Raw genomic sequence first — 17198 nt, 5'->3', positions numbered from 1 at the left:
TCCCCTCTTATGCATCACTCGCTGCTTCTTGTCCTTACTTTATTGTTCGTTGTGTTTATGCTGGTCATGCTGGGCCAGCGGCTGAAGATCTCCTATCCTATTTTCCTGGTGTTAGCAGGACTGAGCATTGGTTTCATCCCTGGTTTGCCGGCCATTGAGATTGACCCTGATATGGTGTTCACCATCTTTCTGCCGCCTTTGTTGTACGAAGCTGCCTGGTATACGTCGTGGAATGACTTCTGGAAATGGAAGCGCCCCATTATGATGCTGGCTTTCGGGGCGGTCATTTTTACGTCCTGTATTATCGCGTATGTATCTCATTCGATGATACCCGGGTTCACGCTGGCGCTGGGCTTCCTGCTGGGTGGTATTATCTCCCCGCCGGATGCCGTGGCAGCCACGAGCGTGCTGAAACACCTGAAGGTCCCTAAACGGGCGATGACGATCCTCGAAGGGGAGAGCCTTATCAACGACGCCTCCAGCCTGATCGTATTCCGCTTTGCCGCTGCCGCGGTGGTGTCCGGGCACTTTGTGATGCAGGAGGCTGTCGGACAGTTCTTTTTATCTGCGGGTATGGGTGTGGCGATAGGGCTGGCGGTAGCGTATGTCATGTACCTGATTCACCGCTGGCTGCCTACTACGCCCAGTATAGATTCCGCGCTGACGGTGATGACGCCGTATTTTATCTACCTGGCGGCGGAACAGTTCCATTTTTCCGGGGTGCTGGCGGTTGTCAGCGGAGGCCTGTTCCTATCGTACCGCTCTCACCTGGTCTTTCCCGACGGCGCTACACGGATGCAGATGCTGGGCGTCTGGAGCACGCTGATCTTCGTGCTCAACGGTATCATTTTCATGCTCATAGGGCTGGAACTTCCCGTTATTGTACATGCGCTGGGCGACTATTCCATCGGCGATGCCATCCGCTACGGGCTGATTATCGCGGTGCTTACCATAGGGGTGCGGCTGTTATGGGTATATCCGGGTGCTTTCATTCCGCGGATGCTGAGCAAAAAAATCCGTACACAGGAATCCAGCCCTGGCTGGAAAGGGCCGCTGGTAGTAGGATGGGCCGGTATGCGGGGCGTAGTGTCGCTGGCGGCTGCATTGTCGGTGCCATTGTTGTTCCCGCATCGTAACCTGATCATTTTCATCACGTTCATCGTTATCCTTGTCACGCTCGTGTTCCAGGGGCTCACACTTCCCTGGCTGATAAAACTGATCAAAGTAGGTGAGATTGATGAAATTACGCCGCTGGCCGAGCAGGAAGCCGGTATGCGGCTGGCCATGATGAAAGTCGCCCTTCAGCGGCTGGAAGAAAAGTACAGCGTGGAAGCCGCTGACAATGAGTTGGTAGGCTTTCTGAAAAAAGACCTGGAACATAATGTCGGCAGCACCTCTGCGCGACTGGAGTCGCTGGAATGCGACGACACGGAAAAAGCGGAGGTGGACCTGTATCATTCCGTGCTGATGGACATCTACGCCCGGCAACGGCAGGAGCTGTTCCGCCTGCGGCAGCATAACACCTTCAGCGATGAGGTGATCCGTAGTCAGGAAATGCAGCTGGACCTCGATGAAATGAAGATCAAACGTCCCGGTCACGAATAAACGTTGCCGCCGATCTCCCACACCCTGAAAAGGCACGTCATGTGGTCTTTTCAGGGTATGGTCAGCGGGCTGCCCGCCCGGATCACTTGCTGATCAGCTTATCCAGGGCGAAACCATTATACCGGATGAATACCAGCAGCACGCCGAAAAAGGCTGCGTGAATCAATTGTGTAGGGATGGAATGCCAGTCTTCCACCATGGTACTGCCGAATATCAGGGCGACCATGATCAGTCCGCCACCAATGAGGGACAGGCGTGTAAACAGGCCCAGTATCAGGAACAGGCCCACTACAAATTCCGCAATGGGCAGTATATAGCTAAAAGGCACTACCAGGGCGCTGGGTATCATGGATTTTTCAAAGGAAGAAACCATCCAGTGGCTGAACCCGCTAAGCTTGGGGAGTCTTACGAGACCGTGGCCGAACATGCTGGCTGCTACGGCCAGTCTTAACAGTACAAAGGCAATTGTGTTGTTTTCCATTACAGTAATTTTGTATATCAAAGGTCTGACTCTCCCTGTAAAATTCTTTGTACAAATCAGGGATCATTCAGTAATTTTATAAGATGTTACAGGAAAATTTATATCAGCCCTTCGAAATCGAGTACCGCGAGTGCACCGAATGCCCCATAGACGCGCATAAGCACAATTTCTTTGAATTGGTATATATTATGGAAGGCAGCGGGGTCCAGTGTGTAAACAAGAACCAGTTGCCCTACAGCGCCGATAAGCTTTTTCTCGTAATGCCGCAGGATTGTCATTCCTTCCAGGTAAAGGAGAGCACCAAGTTTTTCTTTATCCGTTTTAATGACGTCTACCTGAAAAATCAGCCTAAAGAGTGGATACAGCAGCTGGAATTCATCTTCCAGAACAACAATCACCTACCGGGCTGTATTCTCAAAAACAAAAGCGACAAACCACTGGTAAAATCACTGATAGACGCGCTTATCCGCGAGCAGGTGAACCAGCAGCCTTACCACAAGGCCCTGTCACAACAGATCGTGAATACCATCCTGATGATCGTGGCCCGCAATATCTCCAGCCAGTTGCCCGAGCCATCCCGGCAACCAGGCAAAAGCGAGGCGCCGCTGAACATCCTCCATTATATTCATGAAAATATCTATGCTCCCGAAAAACTCCGGGCTGAGCAGATCGCTTCCCACTTTAATATATCGCCGACTTACCTGAGCGAGTATTTCAAACGGAACAATGGCGACAGCCTGCAGCAATATATCACGCAGTACAAACTGAAACTGGTGGAAACGAGGCTGCAATACAGCAGCATGCGCGTAGGGGAAATAGCTTATGAACTGGGCTTCACCGACGAAAGCCATCTTAACAGGATGTTCAAAAAATACAAAGGGGTCAATCCATCCGCATTCAGAAAGGAACTGCAGTTGCAATTGCAACCTGACTGATGAGGCAACAAAAAAGCGCCCGCGATAGCGGACGCTTTTCAATTTCTTACAGTTACTATTCTTCTTCGTCGTCTTCTTCGCCGTCGTCTTCCAGCCATTCCATGTAAGAGTAGTACCAGTCTTCCAATTGTTCAAGCAACTCCTGTTTCTTTTCCGGAGCATTTTTGTAGAATGCTTCTACATCGTCGATTTCCTCGATGATATCGATGTAGGCAGTTTCTTCGTCTTCTTCTACACGTTTGGCAAAGAAGCGGGGTTTTTCAGTGTGAAAAATATATTCATTTTCCGGATCTGTTACTGGATCGTCCGCGATCAGAAATTTAGGTAACTGTGCCATAGTGGTATATTTTCGTTTAAATGATGCTGGTTACAAAAGTAGGCATTTCTTTCACGCGCCCATATCATTCCCCGCTTTTATTTATGGCGGAATTTTTACATCTTTATAGTCGGTTTAAACCCATACCATATGCAAGAATACTGGACACGATGGGAAAATTGGATGAGACAGCATGCCCCCAAGCTACTGCATGTACTTAACCCCGGCGTCTCCAATGCATCGCTGGAGTCTTTGGAAAAACTCGTTGAATCGGCCCTGCCGGCCGATTTCAAGGCTTTCTACACCTTTCATGACGGGCAACAGAAGCCAAGGCCCGGACTGGTAGACGGCGACCAGCTGCTGCCCCTGGAAGAGATCATCAATAAATGGCATTACTGGCACGATCTGATCGCTTCCGGTACCTTTACCTATAATGATGAGCCCATCGCTTCCGAACCGGACACCGGCATCCGGTCCGACTGGTGGAATCCCCGGTGGATACCCATTACCGCCGACGGCTTCGGCAATTTCCTCTGCCTGGACCTGGACCCCGCTCCCGGCGGCCACCATGGCCAGATCATTACCCTCTGGCATGATGACGGCCACCGCGAAATTGTAGCGCGCTCCTTCCGGGAATGGATCAGCAATTACCTCGACGCCCTCGAAAAAGGAGATTATATTTTCGTTAAAAAGTGGGGCATCGTACACAAAGACACCACCTTCAACTACAACGACTGATATTGTAACGGACTGCTGCCTGTCCACCGACGGAAAGCACGGGTAAAAGCACTTAGTTCATTATACCCCAGCATATAAGAAATATCCTTCAGCGGGTAACTGCCGGAAGAGATATAATACAACGCCAGGGATTTCCTCACCGCATCTGCAATATCCTGGTATTTTACCCCCTCTTCCTTCAGCTTGCGCTGAAGGCTGCGCGGACTCAGGTTAAAATTGGCCGCCATTTCCTCCAGTGATATAACGCCCAGGTAAGAATTGGCCAACAGGTAATTATATACCCTTGCCTGTAGCGTTCCCGCCGTTTTCGCAGGTTGCTGCGGTGCCATGGCCGCTACCTTCTTCAGCAGCAGGTCCTGCAGTTCATAATTGGCCGTTAATATCGGCTCTTCCCAATAACGGATATCGAACACCAGCGCATACTCCCCGGCGCGTTTTGTTGGCCGGCAACGGAATATCTGTTCATAAGCCGCTGCGTCCGGTACGTTATAAGGTAATCTTACCGTTAACGGCACTATCTTCTCCAGCATCAGCCCCGACACCTCATGGATGGTGATCACCATCAGCAATTCCACCAAGACGCGGAAGGCCATCGTGGGCTCGTTCACGTTACCGCCGGCAGGGATGAACCTTACTGTAAAGTTTTTATTGTTCCGGGCAATCTCCAGCCGGCACTGGTCAGTTACGTAGTGCGTCAGTGCTGCAGCATGAGTGATCGCCTCTCCCACTGTGGCGCTGGTTTGAATAATCTGCCCCACAACACCTAACGCAGCCGGCTGTACGGAGGCGGCAAAATGCAGTGCAAACAGCGGATCGCCTGACAGTCGTGCACCATGCAGCCACAGCGCATCCAGTTGCTGCTGCGTGACCGGCGGCGCGTTGGTTTTCTTTAATGCCGTCAGGTTGATGCCCGCCAGCCGACACAACTTGGCCGTATCTATATCACGCTGCACCGCATACGCGATGATGGATAATACGATTTGTTTCATCGTATAAAGTTATCCATCCCTTCCGGATAAAAAAGAGGTTGGCGTGAAATGACAATCGTTTGTCGTGAAATGATAAATAACGAGGATGCCCGCGGTAGTAGCTTTGTATCATCAAACAATCAACAAATCACTCAAAAAAAAGATAATCATGGAAAATCAAACCTTAGCCGTCGTTAAAGCATTTGTTACAGCAGTTCAGCAGGTAGATCTTGAAAAACTGGGCGCTTTGCTGCATCCTGCCATCACCTGGGACCAGCCGGGCAGCAATCGTTTCTCCGGGGTCAAAAATTCCAGTGGCGAAGTATTCCAGATGGTGGGCGGCATGTTCGAAGTATCTGCCAACACCATGAAACTCTCCGATGTAAAATCCATCACGGTAAACGGGGACCAGGCAGCAGTAGTATTACGCTGGCAGGCCAGCAGGGACGGCGCTACCCTGGACACTGACAACGTAGACGTATATACGGTAAAAGACGGTCAGATTGTAGCGGCCAAGGTATATGCAGCCGATACCGCACATGAAGATCTGTTCTGGGGAAACTAACAGCATTCTCCGGAACAGCACAACCCTTCGGGAAGCGGGCCTCCTGAAGGGTTGTGCTGTTATTGTATTGGAATTACAGGAATAATTAAGACAAGCAAATACCAACTGTTAAAACCAACGTTTCTTTTTAACCTGACGGCGTTCTTCGTCAGTGGGGTATACCTGGTCCGTAAAATAGCGGCCGCGGGGGCGCAATTCTTTCGCTTCAACGACGACGGCCGTTCCTGTCCACATCCGGCAAACGGTAGCCGGTACGGCTACCACTTCTATAGCAGGTAAATCATAAGTCTTCATAGGTTTTGTCAATGTGTCTTCAGGCAGGGGCGCCAGCAGTATTTCCACCTGCTCCAGGTCGCGTGCTTCTGCATAGCTGTGATTGGCGATCCCTGTGATGAGACCGGCCGTCAACAGCAGTGCGGGTAAAAAATTTTTGCGGGGAGATACCGGAGGATTGATCCGTCTGTTCAGCTGGTTATCCTGAAAGTGGCCACAAATCTTCCCCCTGCTGTTACTGATAACAGCAAAAATTTCAGCATCCGTCATGAAGGAGAAGTCTATTACGGTTTTAGCACAACTATCGCAGTGTTTACCCGCAGCAGTATTGGTCATTTGATCCCAATTCTCCCCGCAAGGTGTAGGAACAGACAGGTACAGACCATTCGAATATCTCATAGACACAGGTTATCGTTAATCAATATACGAAAAAGTCCTGATACTACCGCGGGGGAAAATCCCCGGTCACTTTCTGCCGGTTAGAAAAATATTATCTGTAACCATTTGTCTTTCAATTAACCACTGCCTGTGTTTGGGAATGGCATCAAAATTGAATTAACAACCACTGCATTAGATCATTAACTAACAAAAAAGACAATCATCATGAGAGCTCCAAAAACAATTTCCGCCGTGCTGTTCGCCCTCGCTTTTGGTGCAGTGGCGACCCTGCCGGCTCAAGCTGTATTTGCGCAGAACAACCTCGACAGCACCGCAAAAAAAGTAGGGAATAAAACAGCCTCCATCGCAGTGAAAGGCGCCTCCGCCATTACTGATAAAATCTATAAGGGTAAAGAAGGCCCTAACGGAGAAACGGTGTACATCAACAGAAAAGACCAGAAATACATCGTCAACGAAAAAGGCAGGAAAGTGTACCTAAAACCGTCACAGATTCATAACAAGAAAGCGTAGTTTGTAAGTTAAAATTGTGTTTCAAAAACCGTCGGATCATTTTCCGGCGGTTTTTTAACACAAAGTACACTTTCCAAATTATCAAGCCGTTATTCATAACGCAGCGCCTCTATCGGGTCCAGCCGGGAGGCCGCCTGCGCAGGGTAATAGCCGAAGAATACGCCCGTCAGCGCACATACCATAAACGAAAGCACAATAGACGATTCAGACACGATGGTGGGCCATCCCAGGGCAAGGGTGATCACCTTGGCGGCTGTGATCCCCAGTATCACACCGATGATCCCGCCGGTAACGCTGATAATAATGGCTTCCACAAGGAACTGCAACAGGATGTCTATGCCCCTGGCGCCGATGGACATTCTCAACCCTATCTCCCGCGTGCGTTCGGTCACCGACACGTACATAATATTCATGATCCCGATACCGCCGATGACCAGGGAAATGCCCGCTATGGCCGTAAGCAGCACGGTCAGCAGGCTGCTGGTGGAACTCAGCGTTTTAATCAGTTCTTCCATGGTACGCACCTGGAAATTGTTTTCGTCTGTAGCGCGAAGCCGGTGTGTTTCCCTTAGTATATCTATAATTTCATCGGTTGCCTGCACAGAGGTGCCTTCGCTGACAGCGGAAGCATAGATGCTCTGAAAATAGATGGTGGCCAGGATACGCTTCTGTACCGTAGTATAGGGCGTCAGGATAATATCGTCCTGGTCCTGCCCGAAAGAACTCTGCCCTTTAGGCACCAAAGTACCGATCACCTGCAGCGGGATGGAATTGAGCCGGATGACTTTGCCCACCGGGCTTTCTCCGCTGGGAAAGAGGTTATCGATCACGGTTTTCCCCAGTACGCACACCTTGGCGGCCATGCCCACATCCGCATCGGTGAAACTAACGCCATCGGCTATGTCCAGTTTACGGATCTCGAAATAGGACGGCGCTACGCCCTGCAGGCTGGTAGGCCAGTTCAGCGCGCCATAGATCGCCTGTCCTTTGGTAGCGGAAACCGGCGATACGGCGGCCACATGTTCGGCCCCTTTCTGTATGGCCTTTACATCCACGATGGTAAGTGACTGAAAACTCGCCCCTTCTATACGCACGCCGCCCGATACGTTACTGGCCGGCAGTATCGTAATCATATTGGACCCCATGGCGCTCAGCTGCGACTGGATACTTTCCTTGGAACCCTCTCCTATGGCCACCATGGCGATCACCGCTGCCACGCCGATGATAATACCGAGCATGGTCAGGAAAGCCCGCAGCTTGTTGCGCTGTAAGGCCCTTAAAGCTATCCGTATGAGGTTGATGGCGCTCATGCTGTTGAATTAGTAATCATCTGCCGGCGGCAGCGCTTCCAGCGCCTCTTTGGCCGAGCGTACATTTTCATTGACGGTATCTTTCACCACCTTGCCATCCCGGAGCATCACTGTCCGGCTGCTGAAAGCGGCGATATCCGGCTCATGGGTCACAAAAACGATGGTTTTGCCATCCTTGTTGAGGTCCTGCATGAGCGACATAATTTCGTAGGAAGTGCGGGTGTCCAGGTTGCCGGTCGCCTCATCGGCCAGGATCATCACCGGCTGGTTCACCAGCGCGCGGGCAATGGCCACCCTTTGCTGCTGCCCGCCGGACAGCTGACTGGGCGTATGGTCCAGCCGGTCGGCCAGTTTTACCGCCGCGAGGGCTTTCACCGCTTTTTCTTTCCGCTCCGAGGCCGACAGCGCAGGGTTATAGAACAGCGGCAGCTCCACATTTTCCAGTGCGGAAGTGCGGGGCAGCAGGTTATAAGCCTGGAACACAAAGCCTATCTTCCGGTTGCGCAGCCGGGCCAGCTCATTGCGCGACAGGTGGCTGACATTCACCCCGTCCAGCAGGTACTCACCGGACGTTGGTTTATCCAGGCAACCGAGGAGATTGAGCAAGGTCGTTTTACCCGAGCCGCTGCTCCCCATGATCGTCACGAACTCGCCAGCGTGTACGTCGAACGACACGCCTTTAAGGGCGCGGACTATTTCCGTGCCCATCACAAACTCACGCCTGATCTGCTGTAGTTCGAGGATCTTGTTGTTCATCGTCTGCGCCCTCCTCCCATCCTTGGCAGGAACGGGCTTTTGTTACCGGCCGTCGCCGCAGGTCCGGTGCTGCCGTTGACGGCCATCACCACCACATCCTGCGGCGTGAGGCCGTGAATGACTTCAATCCGGGTGTTATCATTGAGGCCTGTACGAATATGTTTCTGCAACAGGCTATCCCCTTTCAGCACCCATACATAATTGGATGATCCCACACGCTGCACACTTTTGAATTTACCACTCGTGTCGGCAGGCGACGCAGCGCGTTGCCGGCGCCCAACGGCGCTGACAATAACATAATCTTTCAGCAACGCAGAATCCGGCCTGAACTTGAGCGCCTTTACCGGCAGCAACAATACGCTGTCTTTTTCTGCGGTATAGATGGTCACGTTGGCCGTCATCCCCGGCTTCAGCTTCATAGATTCATTGGTGGCGTTGATGATGGTATTATACGTCACTACATTGGAAGATACGGAAGGCTGCAGCCGTATCTCCTGCACTTTACCGGCAAACACATCTTCCAGGTAGGCATCTACGGTGAAGGTTACACGCTGCGAGTCTTTTACATTACCGATGTCCGCTTCGTCCACACTGGCTTCCACCTGCATCCTGGTAATATCTTTCGCAATAACGAACAAGGTAGGCGTGTTAAAACTGGCGGCCACCGTCTGTCCTACGCTCACGCTTCTGTTGAGCACAACGCCGTTGATCGGGGAGATGATATCTGTAAACGAGAGATTTTTCAGGGCCGATGCCAGCTGCGCGCTGACGCTGGCCACCTGTGCCTTTGCCTGACCCAGCTGGTTGTAAGCCACATCGTAATCTGCTTTGGCGATGGCGCCTGTTTTATACAGCAGCTCCTGCCGGTGGAAATTGTTGTTCTGATAATCCAGGTTGCTCTGCGCCACCTGTAAGTTAGCCTGGTACTGGTCTACCTGTGCCTGAAACAATACCTTGTCCAGCTCACCCAGCTTCTCTCCTTTCTTCACCTGCGAGTTAAAGTCCACATACAGGTATTTCAGCGTACCGGACACCTGGGCGCCCACCGCTACGGTATCCACCGGCTGGATGGTCCCTGTGGCAGTAACGGTAGTGGCTATATGACCGTAGGATGGTTTCACCGTATCGAATGCTACCGGCTGACGTTTCTTTCTGAAAAAAAGAAACCAGATGACCAGCGCCACCAGCAGGATAACCGCCACGATGATAACCTTTTTATATTTTCTCATACGTCAAATACATTTATAGTTTTACAGGCACGCCCCTGTAAAAATCATATATCCTGATTGTCAGTGCGGCATTGTATTTAGCCTGTATATAAGACTGAAAGGCTTGTATATACAGGTTTTTCTGTTGCAGAAAATCCACCATATTGGCCACGCCTACTTTCAGCTGCTCGGTAGCAATCCGGTAGCTTTCGGTGGCGTAGCGCAGCTGCTCCACCGCAGCGTCATACTGCCCCTGTGCGTTCTGTACGTTGATATACGCCTGCTCCACTGTCTGTGACAGGTTAGTACGTGTATTCTTCAGCGTTAGTTGCGACTGGTCCACCTCCAGCTTTGATTTTTCCACGTTGGTTTTATTGAGCCGGCGGGTGAATATCGGGACAGACAGGGTGAGGCCTATCTGCTGGTAGAAGTTGTTGTCCAGTTGTTTGAAGAAGTTGTTGCCTGGATCTTTAAGTGAGGAGCTGCCCAGTGCGCCGCCGGCGCTGAGCGTAGGCAGGAACCCTGCACGGGCTTTGGCCAGGTCCAGCGAGGATATGTTGACGCCCAGTTGCGCGCTTTTTATTTCCGGCCTGTTAGCGAGGGCGGTATCCTGTGCTTCCTGCAGGGGCACCACCAGGTGGCTGGACACCAGCGTGTCCGGGGAAAAAATATCGAAGTCGTAGGGGCTGGGCAGTTGCAGCAGCTGTTTCAGCGTGAGTTTACTCAGCCGGTGCTGGTTTTCAGCGGTGACGAGGTTGTAGCGGTCGGCCGCCAGCTGCGACTGTAGCGAAGCCAGGTCTTTCAGCGCGATGCTGCCCACATCATAACGCTGTTGCGCCTGCTGTACCTGCGCTGTTGAAGTAGTTACCAGGTCTCTCACGTACACGATATTTTCCCGGGCCAGCAGGATGTTGAGGTAAGCCTGCGTGATCTGGATGGTCATATCGTTGATCTGCTGTGCGATGTTGAGATCAGCGACCTGTGTCAGCAGCCCTTTTTGTTTGATATCGTAGTTAAGATAGCCACCCTGGTAAAGCGTGACGTTGGAGTTGACGGAGTAGTTGCCCGACAGCGCGCCTTCGTAGGGCATGTTACCACTGGCAGTGAGGGTTTTACGGCCGGTCAGCGTTTGAGAAGCCGAGCCGGAAAGATCAGGTAACCGGGCCGCTTTGGACAGCAACAGGTCCTGTTCGCTACTCATCCGGCTCAGCCGCAGGCTGTTCAGCTGGATGTTGTTTTGCATGGCGTAGTTCAGACAATCCTGTAAGCTCCAGATAGCCGGCAGCGGCGTTTGCGCGCTATCCTGGGCTTTCAGCGGATTGTTGCCATACATCCAGAGGGACAGACATAAACAAGTAACAAACCGCCGGGGGAACTTCATCGTGTAATCATTGCTGTTAGAAAAATAGCTAATGACAGATATGGAGTTAAATAGTAATCCTAATATAACGAAAAAAAAGAAGACCCGGGCAAAAAATACCGGGTCTTCTTTTTTTTCATTCGTTATACTCAATGCTGCTATCCTTTTTTAAATGGCGCCTTTAAAGGTGGTGTTCACCCGGCCGGTACCCTGCGGAGGGCCCTGGTGCCAGTCTTCATCATATCTTACAAAAAAGGCCATCCAGATGGTCCTGGACCAGCGCATCAGTATCGGCTGCAGGCCCAGCAACAGCATGCCGTTGAATCCCAGCCACCAGTAAATACTGTTATCATAAATAGAGAAGCCTACAAACAGCCACCAGGCGATAAGGCTGGCCACACAAATAGCGATAGAGAGGGCGTAGCTCACGTAGCCGGTACCGTAATAGAACCCTACTTCCACCTCTACCTGCTGGCCGCACACCGGACATTTTTCCGGCATTTTCATACAGCTTTTAAGGTCATAGGGATTTTTGCTGAGGAAGATAGCACCTCTTCTGCAGCGTGCACATTTATTGGTAAATACGCTTTTGAAGATGTTCGGTTTCTCATGATTTTTATCTGCACACATATAATGAAGCTTTTAATGTCAGGAAATACTTTTCCGGAATTCTTCCGGTGTTACCCCTTCATATTTTTTGAAGAATTTCGTGAAGTAGGAATTGTCGGCGAAGCTCAGCTGGTAGGCAATGGTGGAGATACTGATATCAACATTGATCAGCAGTCTTTTGGCTTCCAGCAGTACCCTGTCACGGATAATCTCTCCGGCCGATTTACCCAGCATATGCCGGCAAAAAGCGTTGAGATAATTGGGGGTGACGTACAGCAGCGCAGCGTATTCTTTCGGCAGCCGCAGCTGCATATAATGCTGTTCCACCAGTTTGCGGAAGTTGCGAAGCAGCACATAGTTGTGCGGCGGCTCCTGCGGAACGTCGCCGTTGCGTGTTTCCCGGCTTACTTTCACAAACATCTCCAGCATCAGCAATCGTAGCATGTCATGGCTGTAGGCTTCTGTGCCGTCCATTTCCACCAGCATTTCCTCAAACAGCGCCACAATGCCGGGCTGTGCTTCTTCCGGCAGTGTCACTACCCCTTCGGCGCTTACGCCGCTGAAAAAAGGGAAACGTTCCACATAACCGGCATCCTGCAAAAAAGCGTTGAAAAAGCCGGCCGCCATATTAACGACATATCCTTCCGTCCGTCCTTCAAAAAACCAGCTGTGCACCTGTCCGGGGACCATGAAGTATAATTGGCCCGGCGCCACCGGAAAGCGCTCAAAATCGATTGTATGCGAACCTCTTCCACCGGTAAAAAATGCCAGGTGGTAGAAGGAATGCCGGTGCGGGAATCTGATGTCCGGGTGTGCTGCCAGGTAGTCGGTAAATCTCGCCACCAGAATGTCTTCTGATGCAGGTTTGTCCATCACCAGCGAACAGATATCATATGTATGGATATGTGCCTTTGACATGATGACACAAAGGTACAGGGCATGGCGTGAAATTGATTGTGTTAAATGGGTCTTCAATGGCACTTTTTACCTATTGGCATATTTTCATCATATAAAAGGTTCGGGATGGCATCATATAAAAAACCCAGGGCTAAGGCCCTGGGCTACGATGTTTTGTTCAGGCTTTTTATTAATTGGAGGCTTACGCTTTACTAATGCCGTTTATTGAAAAAGCGCGATGAAGCCTCCGCTCGTTAATTGCTGAGTTGACAGGTCCGGATTATTTCACGTATTTCATCAGCCAGTTGTCCATTTCCCACAGCATGTGCAGGATACTTTCCTTAGCGGCGTATCCGTGGCTTTCCTGGGGCAGGAACACCAAACGGGCGGTACCGCCATTGCCTTTAAGGGCATTGTACAGTCTTTCGCTCTGGATGGGGAACGTACCGGAGTTGTTGTCCGCTTCGCCGTGGATCAGGAGGATCGGCGTCTTCAGCTTGTCCACGTAGGAGAACGGCGACATTTTATAGTACACTTCCGGCGCCTGCCAGTAGCTACGTTGTTCGTTCTGGAAACCGAAGGGCGTCAGCGTGCGGTTGTAGGCGCCGCTGCGGGCGATGCCTGCTTTGAACAGGCTGGTATGCGACAGCAGGTTGGCCGTCATAAAGGCGCCATAGGAGTGGCCGCCCACGGCGATCCGGTCTTTGTCGCCCACACCCATGCCGGTGATTTTGTCTACCGCTGCTTCAGCGTTCATCACCAGCTGGTCCACGAAGTTGTCGTTGGGCTCTTTATCCCCTTCACCTACGATCGGCATTTCGGTGGCGTCCATCACGGCGAAGCCGCGGGTAACCCAGAAAATGGGGGAACCGTAGGTAACACGGGTGAATTTATAGGCGGAGCCTCTTACCTGTGCCGCATCGCTGGCGGATTTGTACTCACGGGGATAAGCCCACATCAGTACCGGCAAACGGCCGTCTTTAGCGGGATCGTAACCTTTAGGCAGGTATAGCATGGCGGTGAGGTCCACGCCGTCTTTCCTTTTGTATTTGAGCAGTTGTTTCTGTACGCCTTCCAGCAGGGGTTGCGGGTGCGGGAAGCTGGTCAGCGCTACAGCCGCTGATTTCTTTTTCAGGTTTTGCAGGTAATAATTCACCGGCGCTGCTGCTGATTCGCGGGCTACCACGATCTGCAGTTTAGCAGGGTCGATCACTTCCGCCACCTGTTCATAATAGGGGGCTTGTGAACGCCACAGTATCTGCTGTTTGCCGTTTTTCAGGCTGAAGCTGGAAAGGAACGGGCGGTCGCCTTCAGGGGAAGCGCCCGGCGCGATCATCAGCAGTTCATTGGCAGGAGACACGTATAAAACAGGCTTGTTATACTGATTCTTTACCATAACCGGTTCGCCGGGATCGTTGTAACGGTCGTTTTCGGACCGGTTGATCACTACTACGGGCTCCTGTCCGGGATGGGACGGATCGATGCGGCTCACTTTCACGGTCTGTTTGGAGCTGTTGCCTTCTGCTACGAGGGCCAGCTGGTTATTACCCCAGGTAAGGCCGCCGAAGCGGTCCCGGGTTTTCACCAGTTCCACAGGCGCCGCGGTGAATGGCGCTTCCAGGGTATTCACCACGTCGCGGAAGGGTACTTCTTTTTTAGGATCGCCGCCGTCGAGGGCCTGCACCCAGCAAATGGTGGCGGGAGCGTCGCCGCGCCACTGATAGCCGCGGGGGTAGTTGCTCGTAGCGTCGAAACCTTTGGGTCGTACTTCATCCAGCGGATTTTTGGCGAGTGGTTTCACCACAGTGCCCTGGAGGTCCCAGATGCTGATCTCTGCGGGGAAGCGGTAGGCGCCCACGAGGTAAGAATAAGGACGGTTCAGCTGGTGGACCAGCAAATATTGTTTATCGGGAGAAGGTGTGATACCGGTATATACGGCGGGTTTGCCGATGACTTTTTCGCCGGCTGCGCTGATGATCACAGGTTCTGACTGGAAGTAGTAGTCGAACAGCTTTTCATCGTAGGGATTTTTGAGCATGTCCTGGTAAGTGGCGGCGGGAGCGGCTTTTCCGGCTGTTTGTTGCACGGTGGGGCCTTCCGGCGCCAGTGGTTTTTCCGGTGCGGCGCCCAGGCCGGCGGGCACGGAAAGTACCAGGATACGGTCTTCATCGATCCAGCGGAATGCGCCGTTGAACGTGTCATTCAGGCGGCGGGTGCTGACTTGTTTTGCTTCGCCGGTGGCTACATCCGCTTTCCAGAGGGTGATGCCATTGTTCATGGTAACGGTAAAGGCGAGGTGCTTTTTCTGCGGGGACCAGGTCACGTTGCCGATGCGGGCGTTGGCCGGCAGGCCGGTCACGGCATATTCCCGTTTACCGTTCATTTCTTTGATACGGATACCGGTTACATAGCTGGCGCGGCTCGGGCCGAAATTAGACGGGTTGATACGGAAGCCGGCCAGGCGGTATTCCGGTTGTGACAGTTCTTCGATGGTAGGGAATCCTGTTCGGTCCATGATCAGCATGAGGTCTCCCCTGCTGAAGTTAACAGCGGGCGAAGGCGCTGCCATGGCCAGCTCCATAATGCTTTGTGCAGGTGTCTGGTATTTCAGCGCATCCTGTGCATAGGCACGGAACGTGATGAACACCGACAGTGTCAGTACTAATTTTCTCATACAGCAGTTTGATTCTGAAAAAATGAATCCGGCCAAAATAGTACATTATTCCGGTTATCGAAAGTGTGTTATTTGAACGGTAAGCGGCAGTTTTACTGCTTGAAAGTACCGAAGAGGCGGTCCCATATGCTGGTATAGAAGCCGTAGTTGTATTGCTCCTGCCGGTGATGATCGTGATGAAAGGTGGAGGTGCCGAGGTATTTTAGTACCGGCCATTGACGCATGTTTTCCGGCAGGGGTTCCATTCCCAGGTGGCCGGTCATACCAAAAACAACATTGACGGTAAGGTAGATCAGTATGCCGTACAGGTTCATGTTGAACGGCAGCAGTACCAGCAGCCACAGTGCGCCGAAGCTGAGTGTTTCCAGCGGGTGCAGCACAAACAGATCGATGGGCACCGGGTCTGTCGCTTCATGGTGCAGGCGGTGCAGCAGCCGGTACAGGAAAGTCTGGTGGATCAGGTAATGAAAGATATACATGAGCAGGTCCATGACGAGAAACAGCGCGAGGGCATCTGTGAGCACGCGCCATGACAGGGTTTCGTGAATGCGGACGTACCCATGTTTCCACAGCTGGTAACCGGCTACCGTCACCAGTGTATTGAGCAGGGTGGTCACGATACACATTTTCCACTGGTCACGGGTATAGCGGAACATCTCCTGTCGTGGGCGCTGCAGCAGGTAGTTGCCCCAGGCGAGCACGCCCGGAACAATCAGCGCGTTTTCTATCAGGAAGAAACACCACAGTTGCCAGTCAGGAATATCATTCAGGTATTTTATCATATCATGTGGCCACAAAATTACCAAATAACAAAATCTTTCATTACCTTTGCAAACATCTGATGATATGATGAATACAGGATCTGCACCATTAAAGCGTCAAAATCTCGCGGAAGAAGTGGCCGACAGGCTGCAGGAGCTGATATTTGGCGGTAAATATACCACCGGTCAGCGGCTGCCGACGGAACCGGAGTTAATGCAACAATTCGGCGTAGGCCGTTCGAGTATACGGGAGGCGGTGAAGATACTGGCCAACAAGGGGCTGGTGAAGGTGCAACAGGGACTTGGCACATTTGTGATATCACAGATCGGCAGCGGGGAACCGCTAAGCCAGCGGCTGCAACGGGCAGATTTTGAAGAGTTGAACGAAGTGAGGCTGCTGCTGGAGGTGAAGATTGCGGAAAGAGCCGCCATCCACCGCAATAACAAGGACATAGAAAAGATGAAAGGTTTTCTCAGGAAACGTTTCACCTATGCAACGGCCAATGAGCTGGAGCCTTGTATTCAGGCGGATATCAATTTCCATACGGCGATTGCGGAAGCTTCCAAAAACGAAATTATGCTGGACCTTTACAGAACGGTGGCCACCCACCTGAAAACGTCCTTCGTATCGCGTTACCACAACACGGATTCGTTCGTGGAATCACAATCGCTGCACGACGCCTTGCTGCAAAGTATTGTAGACAAGGATTCCAAGAAAGCATTACTCTGGGCTACAAAAATCAGTACACAAAGCAAGTAGCCCGGAGGCTACCGTGCTTCGCCGGCACCTCGTAATTTTTTTATTTTAAAACATCAGATGATCTGACCTTCAA

Annotated in this window: 18 protein-coding genes; 6 read left to right on the top strand and 12 right to left on the bottom strand. The window is 51.7% G+C overall.

Annotation, left to right across the window (positions count from 1 at the left end; translation table 11 throughout):
- The first annotated feature begins 9 nt into the window (after positions 1-9).
- Positions 10-1605 carry a Na+/H+ antiporter gene (locus tag B5D63_RS17500; RefSeq protein ID WP_078670057.1) on the top strand — a complete coding sequence of 532 codons (1596 nt, stop codon included), beginning with the start codon at positions 10-12 and terminating at the stop codon, positions 1603-1605.
- Positions 1606-1687: 82 nt separating this feature from the next.
- Here B5D63_RS17500 and B5D63_RS17495 read toward each other — a convergent pair whose 3' ends face one another.
- Positions 1688-2086, bottom strand: a complete 399-nt coding sequence (locus B5D63_RS17495) for a DoxX family protein (protein WP_078670056.1) — start codon at positions 2084-2086, stop codon at positions 1688-1690.
- Positions 2087-2169: 83 nt separating this feature from the next.
- Between B5D63_RS17495 and B5D63_RS17490 the strand changes: the two genes are divergently transcribed.
- Positions 2170-3021, top strand: a complete 852-nt coding sequence (locus tag B5D63_RS17490; protein ID WP_078670055.1) for an AraC family transcriptional regulator — start codon at positions 2170-2172, stop codon at positions 3019-3021.
- 55 nt (positions 3022-3076) lie between these two features.
- Here the strand turns inward: B5D63_RS17490 and B5D63_RS17485 are convergent, their stop codons facing one another.
- Positions 3077-3358 (bottom strand): hypothetical protein, encoded by a 282-nt coding sequence (locus B5D63_RS17485; RefSeq protein ID WP_078670054.1) that lies wholly within the window; start codon positions 3356-3358, stop codon positions 3077-3079.
- 162 nt (positions 3359-3520) lie between these two features.
- Here B5D63_RS17485 and B5D63_RS17480 point away from each other — a divergent pair, with 162 nt between their 5' ends.
- Positions 3521-4075 carry an SMI1/KNR4 family protein gene (locus B5D63_RS17480; protein WP_159456060.1) on the top strand — a complete coding sequence of 185 codons (555 nt, stop codon included), beginning with the start codon at positions 3521-3523 and terminating at the stop codon, positions 4073-4075.
- Here B5D63_RS17480 and B5D63_RS17475 read toward each other — a convergent pair.
- Complete coding sequence (locus B5D63_RS17475) at positions 4063-5064, bottom strand: AraC family transcriptional regulator (protein WP_078670052.1); 1002 nt, start codon at positions 5062-5064, stop codon at positions 4063-4065. The genes B5D63_RS17480 and B5D63_RS17475 overlap by 13 nt on opposite strands.
- A gap of 148 nt (positions 5065-5212) precedes the next feature.
- Between B5D63_RS17475 and B5D63_RS17470 the strand changes: the two genes are divergently transcribed.
- The gene (locus B5D63_RS17470; RefSeq protein ID WP_078670357.1) at positions 5213-5608 is read left to right on the top strand and encodes a nuclear transport factor 2 family protein; all 396 of its coding nucleotides are present in this window, start codon (positions 5213-5215) and stop codon (positions 5606-5608) included.
- Positions 5609-5716: 108 nt separating this feature from the next.
- Here B5D63_RS17470 and B5D63_RS17465 read toward each other — a convergent pair whose 3' ends face one another.
- Positions 5717-6280 carry a hypothetical protein gene (locus B5D63_RS17465; RefSeq protein WP_143312951.1) on the bottom strand — a complete coding sequence of 188 codons (564 nt, stop codon included), beginning with the start codon at positions 6278-6280 and terminating at the stop codon, positions 5717-5719.
- Between the two features lie 204 nt (positions 6281-6484).
- Here B5D63_RS17465 and B5D63_RS17460 point away from each other — a divergent pair, with 204 nt between their 5' ends.
- A complete protein-coding gene (locus tag B5D63_RS17460) occupies positions 6485-6790 on the top strand; it encodes a hypothetical protein (protein ID WP_143312950.1) in 306 nt (101 codons plus the stop codon).
- An 89-nt stretch (positions 6791-6879) separates the two neighbouring features.
- Here the strand turns inward: B5D63_RS17460 and B5D63_RS17455 are convergent, their stop codons facing one another.
- The 8 genes from B5D63_RS17455 to B5D63_RS17420 form a co-directional block, all read right to left on the bottom strand.
- Positions 6880-8100: an ABC transporter permease gene (locus tag B5D63_RS17455; RefSeq protein WP_078670049.1), complete on the bottom strand. Its 1221-nt coding sequence runs from the start codon at positions 8098-8100 to the stop codon at positions 6880-6882.
- Between the two features lie 9 nt (positions 8101-8109).
- A complete protein-coding gene (locus tag B5D63_RS17450; protein WP_078670048.1) occupies positions 8110-8856 on the bottom strand; it encodes an ABC transporter ATP-binding protein in 747 nt (248 codons plus the stop codon).
- Positions 8853-10085 carry an efflux RND transporter periplasmic adaptor subunit gene (locus tag B5D63_RS17445; RefSeq protein ID WP_078670047.1) on the bottom strand — a complete coding sequence of 411 codons (1233 nt, stop codon included), beginning with the start codon at positions 10083-10085 and terminating at the stop codon, positions 8853-8855. Before B5D63_RS17445 ends, B5D63_RS17450 begins: the two co-directional genes overlap by 4 nt.
- Before the next feature lie 13 nt (positions 10086-10098).
- Positions 10099-11445: a TolC family protein gene (locus tag B5D63_RS17440; protein ID WP_078670356.1), complete on the bottom strand. Its 1347-nt coding sequence runs from the start codon at positions 11443-11445 to the stop codon at positions 10099-10101.
- Positions 11446-11592: 147 nt separating this feature from the next.
- The gene (locus tag B5D63_RS17435; RefSeq protein ID WP_078670046.1) at positions 11593-12054 is read right to left on the bottom strand and encodes a DUF983 domain-containing protein; all 462 of its coding nucleotides are present in this window, start codon (positions 12052-12054) and stop codon (positions 11593-11595) included.
- Between the two features lie 18 nt (positions 12055-12072).
- Positions 12073-12951 (bottom strand): helix-turn-helix transcriptional regulator, encoded by an 879-nt coding sequence (locus tag B5D63_RS17430; RefSeq protein WP_078670045.1) that lies wholly within the window; start codon positions 12949-12951, stop codon positions 12073-12075.
- Between the two features lie 259 nt (positions 12952-13210).
- Positions 13211-15604, bottom strand: coding sequence for a S9 family peptidase (locus B5D63_RS17425; RefSeq protein ID WP_078670044.1), 2394 nt, complete (start codon positions 15602-15604; stop codon positions 13211-13213).
- Positions 15605-15696: 92 nt separating this feature from the next.
- Positions 15697-16386, bottom strand: coding sequence for a sterol desaturase family protein (locus B5D63_RS17420; RefSeq protein ID WP_078670043.1), 690 nt, complete (start codon positions 16384-16386; stop codon positions 15697-15699).
- A gap of 64 nt (positions 16387-16450) precedes the next feature.
- Here B5D63_RS17420 and B5D63_RS17415 point away from each other — a divergent pair, with 64 nt between their 5' ends.
- Complete coding sequence (locus tag B5D63_RS17415; RefSeq protein ID WP_078670042.1) at positions 16451-17125, top strand: FadR/GntR family transcriptional regulator; 675 nt, start codon at positions 16451-16453, stop codon at positions 17123-17125.
- Positions 17126-17198 lie beyond the last annotated feature (73 nt).

Origin of the sequence: Chitinophaga eiseniae, assembly GCF_900167135.1 — a bacterium.
Lineage (GTDB): Bacteria > Bacteroidota > Bacteroidia > Chitinophagales > Chitinophagaceae > Chitinophaga > Chitinophaga eiseniae.
This window is presented reverse-complemented; position numbering and strand designations above follow the sequence as displayed.

Excerpts from the sequence above, each read along its gene's own strand:
- B5D63_RS17455 (WP_078670049.1), bottom strand. The coding sequence starts at position 8,100 with ATGAGCGCCATCAACCTCATACGGATAGCTTTAAGGGCCTTACAGCGC.
- B5D63_RS17500 (WP_078670057.1), top strand. The coding sequence starts at position 10 with ATGCATCACTCGCTGCTTCTTGTCCTTACTTTATTGTTCGTTGTGTTT.
- B5D63_RS17430 (WP_078670045.1), bottom strand. The coding sequence starts at position 12,951 with ATGTCAAAGGCACATATCCATACATATGATATCTGTTCGCTGGTGATG.
- B5D63_RS17485 (WP_078670054.1), bottom strand. The coding sequence starts at position 3,358 with ATGGCACAGTTACCTAAATTTCTGATCGCGGACGATCCAGTAACAGAT.
- B5D63_RS17440 (WP_078670356.1), bottom strand. The coding sequence starts at position 11,445 with ATGAAGTTCCCCCGGCGGTTTGTTACTTGTTTATGTCTGTCCCTCTGG.
- B5D63_RS17415 (WP_078670042.1), top strand. The coding sequence starts at position 16,451 with ATGATGAATACAGGATCTGCACCATTAAAGCGTCAAAATCTCGCGGAA.
- B5D63_RS17475 (WP_078670052.1), bottom strand. The coding sequence starts at position 5,064 with ATGAAACAAATCGTATTATCCATCATCGCGTATGCGGTGCAGCGTGAT.
- B5D63_RS17450 (WP_078670048.1), bottom strand. The coding sequence starts at position 8,856 with ATGAACAACAAGATCCTCGAACTACAGCAGATCAGGCGTGAGTTTGTG.
- B5D63_RS17470 (WP_078670357.1), top strand. The coding sequence starts at position 5,213 with ATGGAAAATCAAACCTTAGCCGTCGTTAAAGCATTTGTTACAGCAGTT.
- B5D63_RS17495 (WP_078670056.1), bottom strand. The coding sequence starts at position 2,086 with ATGGAAAACAACACAATTGCCTTTGTACTGTTAAGACTGGCCGTAGCA.
- B5D63_RS17465 (WP_143312951.1), bottom strand. The coding sequence starts at position 6,280 with ATGAGATATTCGAATGGTCTGTACCTGTCTGTTCCTACACCTTGCGGG.
- B5D63_RS17420 (WP_078670043.1), bottom strand. The coding sequence starts at position 16,386 with ATGATAAAATACCTGAATGATATTCCTGACTGGCAACTGTGGTGTTTC.
- B5D63_RS17445 (WP_078670047.1), bottom strand. The coding sequence starts at position 10,085 with ATGAGAAAATATAAAAAGGTTATCATCGTGGCGGTTATCCTGCTGGTG.
- B5D63_RS17480 (WP_159456060.1), top strand. The coding sequence starts at position 3,521 with ATGAGACAGCATGCCCCCAAGCTACTGCATGTACTTAACCCCGGCGTC.
- B5D63_RS17460 (WP_143312950.1), top strand. The coding sequence starts at position 6,485 with ATGAGAGCTCCAAAAACAATTTCCGCCGTGCTGTTCGCCCTCGCTTTT.
- B5D63_RS17435 (WP_078670046.1), bottom strand. The coding sequence starts at position 12,054 with ATGTGTGCAGATAAAAATCATGAGAAACCGAACATCTTCAAAAGCGTA.
- B5D63_RS17425 (WP_078670044.1), bottom strand. The coding sequence starts at position 15,604 with ATGAGAAAATTAGTACTGACACTGTCGGTGTTCATCACGTTCCGTGCC.
- B5D63_RS17490 (WP_078670055.1), top strand. The coding sequence starts at position 2,170 with ATGTTACAGGAAAATTTATATCAGCCCTTCGAAATCGAGTACCGCGAG.